8 protein-coding genes are annotated in these 5,611 nt (G+C 44.8%); 6 read left to right on the top strand and 2 right to left on the bottom strand.

Annotated features, from left to right (window positions below; translation table 11 throughout):
* Positions 1-142: 142 nt before the first annotated feature.
* Both H4O21_RS23845 and H4O21_RS23840 read right to left on the bottom strand, forming a co-directional pair.
* On the bottom strand, positions 143-445 hold the full coding sequence (locus tag H4O21_RS23845) for a type II toxin-antitoxin system RelE/ParE family toxin (protein WP_220495832.1): 303 nt from the start codon (positions 443-445) through the stop codon (positions 143-145).
* 5 nt (positions 446-450) lie between these two features.
* On the bottom strand, positions 451-693 hold the full coding sequence (locus tag H4O21_RS23840; protein ID WP_182812306.1) for a type II toxin-antitoxin system Phd/YefM family antitoxin: 243 nt from the start codon (positions 691-693) through the stop codon (positions 451-453).
* 370 nt (positions 694-1,063) lie between these two features.
* Here H4O21_RS23840 and H4O21_RS23835 point away from each other — a divergent pair, with 370 nt between their 5' ends.
* The 6 genes from H4O21_RS23835 (at position 1,064) to H4O21_RS23810 (ending at position 5,077) form a co-directional block, all read left to right on the top strand.
* Entirely contained in the window at positions 1,064-1,291 is a 228-nt protein-coding gene (locus H4O21_RS23835) for a hypothetical protein (RefSeq protein ID WP_182812303.1), read from the top strand.
* 268 nt (positions 1,292-1,559) lie between these two features.
* Positions 1,560-1,838: a DUF4351 domain-containing protein gene (locus H4O21_RS23830; RefSeq protein WP_182812300.1), complete on the top strand. Its 279-nt coding sequence runs from the start codon at positions 1,560-1,562 to the stop codon at positions 1,836-1,838.
* 114 nt (positions 1,839-1,952) lie between these two features.
* Complete coding sequence (locus H4O21_RS23825; protein ID WP_182812297.1) at positions 1,953-2,348, top strand: ribosome recycling factor family protein; 396 nt, start codon at positions 1,953-1,955, stop codon at positions 2,346-2,348.
* Between the two features lie 86 nt (positions 2,349-2,434).
* Entirely contained in the window at positions 2,435-3,538 is a 1,104-nt protein-coding gene (locus H4O21_RS23820) for an aminotransferase-like domain-containing protein (protein ID WP_182812294.1), read from the top strand.
* 427 nt (positions 3,539-3,965) lie between these two features.
* Positions 3,966-4,232 (top strand): hypothetical protein, encoded by a 267-nt coding sequence (locus H4O21_RS23815; RefSeq protein ID WP_182812292.1) that lies wholly within the window; start codon positions 3,966-3,968, stop codon positions 4,230-4,232.
* 176 nt (positions 4,233-4,408) lie between these two features.
* On the top strand, positions 4,409-5,077 hold the full coding sequence (locus H4O21_RS23810) for a DUF4351 domain-containing protein (RefSeq protein ID WP_182812289.1): 669 nt from the start codon (positions 4,409-4,411) through the stop codon (positions 5,075-5,077).
* Positions 5,078-5,611: the final 534 nt, after the last annotated feature.

Genomic DNA, 5,611 nt, shown 5'->3' with positions numbered 1-5,611 from the left:
GATTGCCATCCATGATTTATCCTCTCTGAAAAAGTGCTTATTTTGCTATAAATCTCAAAGCAGAATCCACACCTAACGTCGAGGAGCCATTTCTTTTGGTAACGTTATCAACCTCTCGATAGCTAAAGTCATGATATAAATATCACTTCAAATGGTTCTGAGGCAGTTGTGATTGACCGAGAACAGCAACGATCAGGATAAAACCATCTTCTTTCGTAAAATAAGCTGTGTGCTTACCAATAGGAAAGTAGAAGCCATTCGGGTACAACTCATCACAACTTTTTCCAATGGCAGAGTTGTCAGCAAGCATTTGAAAAGCAGTCATCAGCTTGTCTCTGTAATTCTTCCATTGTAATTCTGAAAAATTTGTAACTGTATAGCTTTTAATTTTATGCAAATGGCTTTGTGCCAACTTACTCAGTTTATATTTTCCTGGTTTCATCATTCAGGTTACAGACTCTTCAAGAATGTTTCGCCATCCACTGTATTACCTTGTGCTAAATCTTCTTCCGCAGATTCAAAGCAATGTTTAATATAATCAGCTTTCATCGCTTCAAGCTCTTCGTAGTCCTGAATAGACATGACTACGACAACATCTTTGCTGTTTTTGCTGATTTTAACAGGCTCTCGTTGAGCATTTAGAAGCAGTTCGCCAAAATTACGTTTAGCGTCATTTGCGGTTAATGTGTGCATATTTAAGCTCCAGACACAGGCTACTGATAAGATTATAGGTAGTTGCACGAAACGTTCAATCTAATTAAATCGTGCGATTTGTGAGAGGATTGAACGTATAAAGAGCTCAGGAAATACATAAATGCAGAGCAGCCATAAAATAATCCTTTAGAATCAAAGGGGTGTGCCAGGCTGCGCTGTATCCTGCTACCATAACCAGCAGATGAAGGTATGCCCTATAAATGTTACATTGCCCTGCTACGAATGGATTGATGGTGAGAATCCTGAGTTATATACGTAATTGTTAGTTAATGAGGCCCGGCGGCGGCTCCTTTGGGGCTGGATTTTGCTGATCTCGGCCTCAGTTGGCAAAGTGTTAAGTGAAAAAAGTATGAGTATAGAAGACAACGCAGACGCATGGGTTGATGCCTGGTTCGATCTGAATTTCTTAGTCGATGAGCATAAAGTAACTGATGTGCTATTACCTGATGGTACAGAAGCAACATTGAATGAGGCCAAAAAATGGCTGCAAGACACATTGGGTGGATCTACCAGCGTATCTTTTTCCATTGAAACGCACAACGGAAAGCAGGTCGTTTTAATAACCGCTGAAGCATGACTCTCGCAAGACTAGCAGCACTCTGAAAGTGCCGATAAGCTTAATCCGTAAAAGCATTAAGATCACTCATGGATGAGGTGGTTATGGCCTGTGCTCGGCAAGAACAGATTTATCCATCGATCCCCCGGATTATCATTGTATCGCTCGCTGTGTTCAGCGGGCGTTTTTGTGTGGTGCGGAGGGGAGCTTACCGATCAGTTGTGATCAGCATGAGCTGAAAAAAGATTTTGCCAGTTGGCTGTATAAGAGTTTTATCAGAAAGGGGCGGTTGGGTCTGAATCCCAGAGAAAATTCCGTTTCTGATATCAATGATTTTTATGTGGTGCATACCGTGTTGGCTAATCGAATAGATGAGTGGGAACGCCAGATTGCTGATAAAGCGATGCATGAGGGTGAGCAAAAGTTGATTTCTCGTCAGCTGACGAAGAAGTTTGGTGCTTTGCCAGCATGGGCTAATGAGAAATTACTGTCTGCCAGTTCAGAACAGTTAGATATCTATGGTGATAAGCTGCTGGATGCTGAAACGCTGGAGCAGGTTTTTTCATAGCCACAGATCTATTTGAGTCGACAATAGCGACATCGTGGTTATCTCTGGATGTTCTGATATAAAGATGACGATGGCTCCTTTTAAAAATCCGACAGCGTCAGCAATTGAATAAGCATGCTGGTTACTATCACTTTAAATAGTTTTGTCAGACGAACCCTGAACACTGACACACTTAAACAGGCCATAAAATCTACTGGTGCGACGCTTAGCCGTAAAGGCCGTTCCAGAAACTGGCAGTTAGAGGCGGACAGAGAACAGATCGGCGACATTATCCGCTTAATATTCGAGTCTGGTGAAGACAGCTGGTGCTGGGTAAGCAAAAAGCTCTCTGAAAACAAACCCAAATTAGAGCATGAGCAACTGAAAGAAGTTGCCAGGCAACATCCATCCATAACCGTTAATCGGCTTATCGCATTAACCGATTGCAGCATCAGTGATGCGCGCATTGTGCTTGATGAGATTGAATGGGAATACGTGACTCGCCTTCTTAATATCCGCAGAGATCGCTGATCTCAGTTTTCCCCGATTGCTGTTTATAAATCAATAAGATAGATTTGTCTGTCCAGCTTTCACTCCTTTCTCTATGCGAGCCAATAATGACGCTTCAGGTTACACGATCTAATCACTTAATAGACTTAACCACAGGCCATCCAGACCCGGATCTGTTACCCGTTGATCTGTTTCGTTCTTTGTCCCTTGAGCGTCAGAATCTGGCTTATGGCCAGCAGGCAGGTAGTGACTTGTTTCGGCAAACCTTATCGGAGTGGCTGACAGAGGATTACGGCCAGCCGGTTAATGCAGATGAGCTGCTGGTAACGAATGGGGCGTCCAATGCGCTGGATATGATCTGTTCGCTGTTGAGTCAGCCCGGCGCAACGGTGCTGGTAGAAGATCCCTGCTATTTTATTGCGCTGAAGTTGTTCAAGGCCCGTGGTTTTAATGTGGTGGCTTTGCCGATGGATAATGAGGGCATTGAGCTACAAGCGCTGGAGCAGGCCATTGAGCAATATAACCCTGCGTTTATTTACACCATTCCCTGTTTCCATAATCCTACTGGCATTACCCAGCCCCATCGTCGTCGGCAGGCGCTGGTAAAACTGGCTGCTGAAAAGCAGTGTGTGCTTGTGGCTGATGAGGTGTATCAGTCGTTGTATTTTGATCAGAAACCGCCTGCGCCTTTAGCCAGTTATGATCGTAATGCGCCAGTTTTGTCGATTGGGTCTTTTTCAAAAATTCTTGCCCCTGGTATGCGGTTGGGCTGGATTCAGGGTTCGGGTGAGTTGCTGCATCGGCTGACGAATTCGGCGTTGCTGTTCAGTGGTGGGGGATTAGCACCGGTTACGTCGGCGCTGGTGGGGGCTTTGCTTGCCCGTGGTGAGTTTCAGAGCAACCTGACTCATTTAAGGCAGACTTATGCGGCCCGGTCTGAAGCGCTTTATGATGGGCTGGTATCGACCTTTGGTGATCAGATACAGCTTAAAAAGCCCGATGGCGGTTATTTTTTATGGGTAAGTTTTGTTGATGGCCGGGATGTGGCGTCAAAACGTGATCAGGCCAGGGCGCTGGGGGTGAACTATTTACCCGGTAATCTTTGTTCTGCTTCCGGGCAGTTCCGTTCCAGTATGCGTTTGTGCTTTGCCTGGTATCCACAGCCGCAGCTTATCACGGCTTGTGATCGCTTAGGGCTGGTTTTTTCTTAGGCTGGTTTGGCTCTTGTTTTTTCGGCAGAGCATCAGAATCTTCATGCAGGATAAGGTATCAGTTAGCGATTGCTTTAAATCGCTAACTGGTGTTTCATTACTTGCTAATCAATGTAAGGAGTTCGCCTATCGCAAGTATTTAAATCTTAAAAGTCGCTACCCCTGGAGTGTTGCAGCACCCAGAGGCAGCTAACCATCACCGATATAATAGGTATCAATAAATGGCTAATTCTCATTTTACGCTAGGGCTTCGCTCGGCTAAAGAAAAATTTCTTTATTTTCATCATCTTACGGCCTGTAATCGCATTTGCGGTGCCAGGTTTTTTTGCGCCTTCAATTCTTCTTGGGCCTCTGGCTCATATTCTCTTTTTTGGTTGTTCAGGCAACCGGTATTTCCGATTAATCTGACAGCAGGGAGTGTAGTCTTATGAGCAATGTGGCTGATATTAAAGACGGAGAGAAGAAAGCGGCGGTTGATCCGCTGGATTTGTATCAGTTAAGTCAGGCCTTTGAAAGTTTCAGCCATCGCTGTGCTTTTATTATGGTCGCGCTGGACAATATCGCGTTTTCTGATGAGGTTTCAGTGCATAACAAGGAGGCATCCTATGGCGCGGGTTATTATGTCTCGGATCTGTTGGATGAGCTGCAGCTGATTCAGAAGATGGTGGATAAAGATCTGAAGCCTGAACGTTAAATTTTCACTCTGTTCCTGAGTGGCAGGGTGTTGATTGATTTAAATACTTTGCCGGTAGGGATTTCACCTGTGCCACGCTTTGAGGAGGCGTGGCCTTTCAGGTGCAGTCTGTTACTATCGGAAAGGATAGATTTTACCTCACAGTGTGGTGAGGTTTGCAGGTAACGAGGGATGTTATGGTGTTGCCGGAAGGTTGGTATGAAGCCAGCGAAGATCAGGCCTGGATGTTGGGCGGTAAGCTTAATCGGGCCTTAGACAGGAATCATTTCTTATATGACAAGCGCCTTTGGGTGGTGGCGTTTCAGTATCAGGTTAACAGGGATAAGTTACTGTGCAGGCACCCGGAGCAAGAGGATATGTTTACCCTGGTGCAGCTGGCCTGGTCGCTGACGTCATCAGAGGTTTGTCAGACGCCGCCGGTTGTCGAGATGCACGGCAGTTTTCAGGATTTTCTCAGTTATGAGGCCACAAGGCAGGGTATTTTGAATAATGAGCCCGGTTTGCTGAACGATGCCGAAAGACGAGGGGAGTTAAGAGGGATCGAGATAGGTAAGCAGCAGGGTATTGCCATCGGTGAAAAAAGAGGCCTGGCGGTAGGCGAACGGCAGGGGCAGGTTAAAGTGCTGAAGCGCCAGTTGTGTCGCCGTTTTAAAAGAACACCTACTGAGGTTATTGCCAGAATCAATTCTGCCTCTGATCGTCAGCTGGAGCTGTGGGCGGATAATATTCTGACCGCTCAGACTCTGGAGCAGCTGCTTGAGCCAGATGAGCATAAGGTTGGGGCGGGTGATCTGGTTGTCGGCGAACGGTCAGTCGATAATAAGCTGGCGCTTTTCTCTGAATGATTGTTTACACCGGGTGTTTTACCTGACAGGTGGGCAGTGTTGGTTATCAAGTGCACTGCCCGCTTCTTCAGGACTATTATCTATAGCTGTCAGGCTCCGGATGATCAAATATCCAAAAAGAGTTATCCTGTATTGCTTTCAGACTCTTTTCCTGGGGGCAGTTAAGGCTTTATTTTATATGTCTGGCTTTTAATATAATAATATCCTTTGTATCTGAATATCTATTATCTCATTTACATCATTAACTTATTCACTGTAATCGATGAAATACACAAAGTGTGAGATATCACCATGTTTTCATGTGATTAATTTGTACTTGTCTTGTAGATGCTTCTTTTTTTTAGCCTTCTTTAAATTACATATTATTTCATGCTTGCTTTAATAAAAAACAATAGCCCTGAGAAATGCTTTTATTATTATAATTTTTACCAGCAGAGTATTTTACTGGACAGTGCGAAGTTCTCGATAGTGGAAGCATAAGCTTGACGCCTCTCAAGCTTATGATCTTTTCTTAAACTCACCACAAGTAAAGTC

Source organism: Oceanospirillum sediminis (assembly GCF_014164585.1).
GTDB lineage: Bacteria > Pseudomonadota > Gammaproteobacteria > Pseudomonadales > Halomonadaceae > Oceanospirillum > Oceanospirillum sediminis.
Note: the sequence above shows the minus strand (reverse complement) of the source record. Positions and strands in the feature narration are given on the sequence as shown.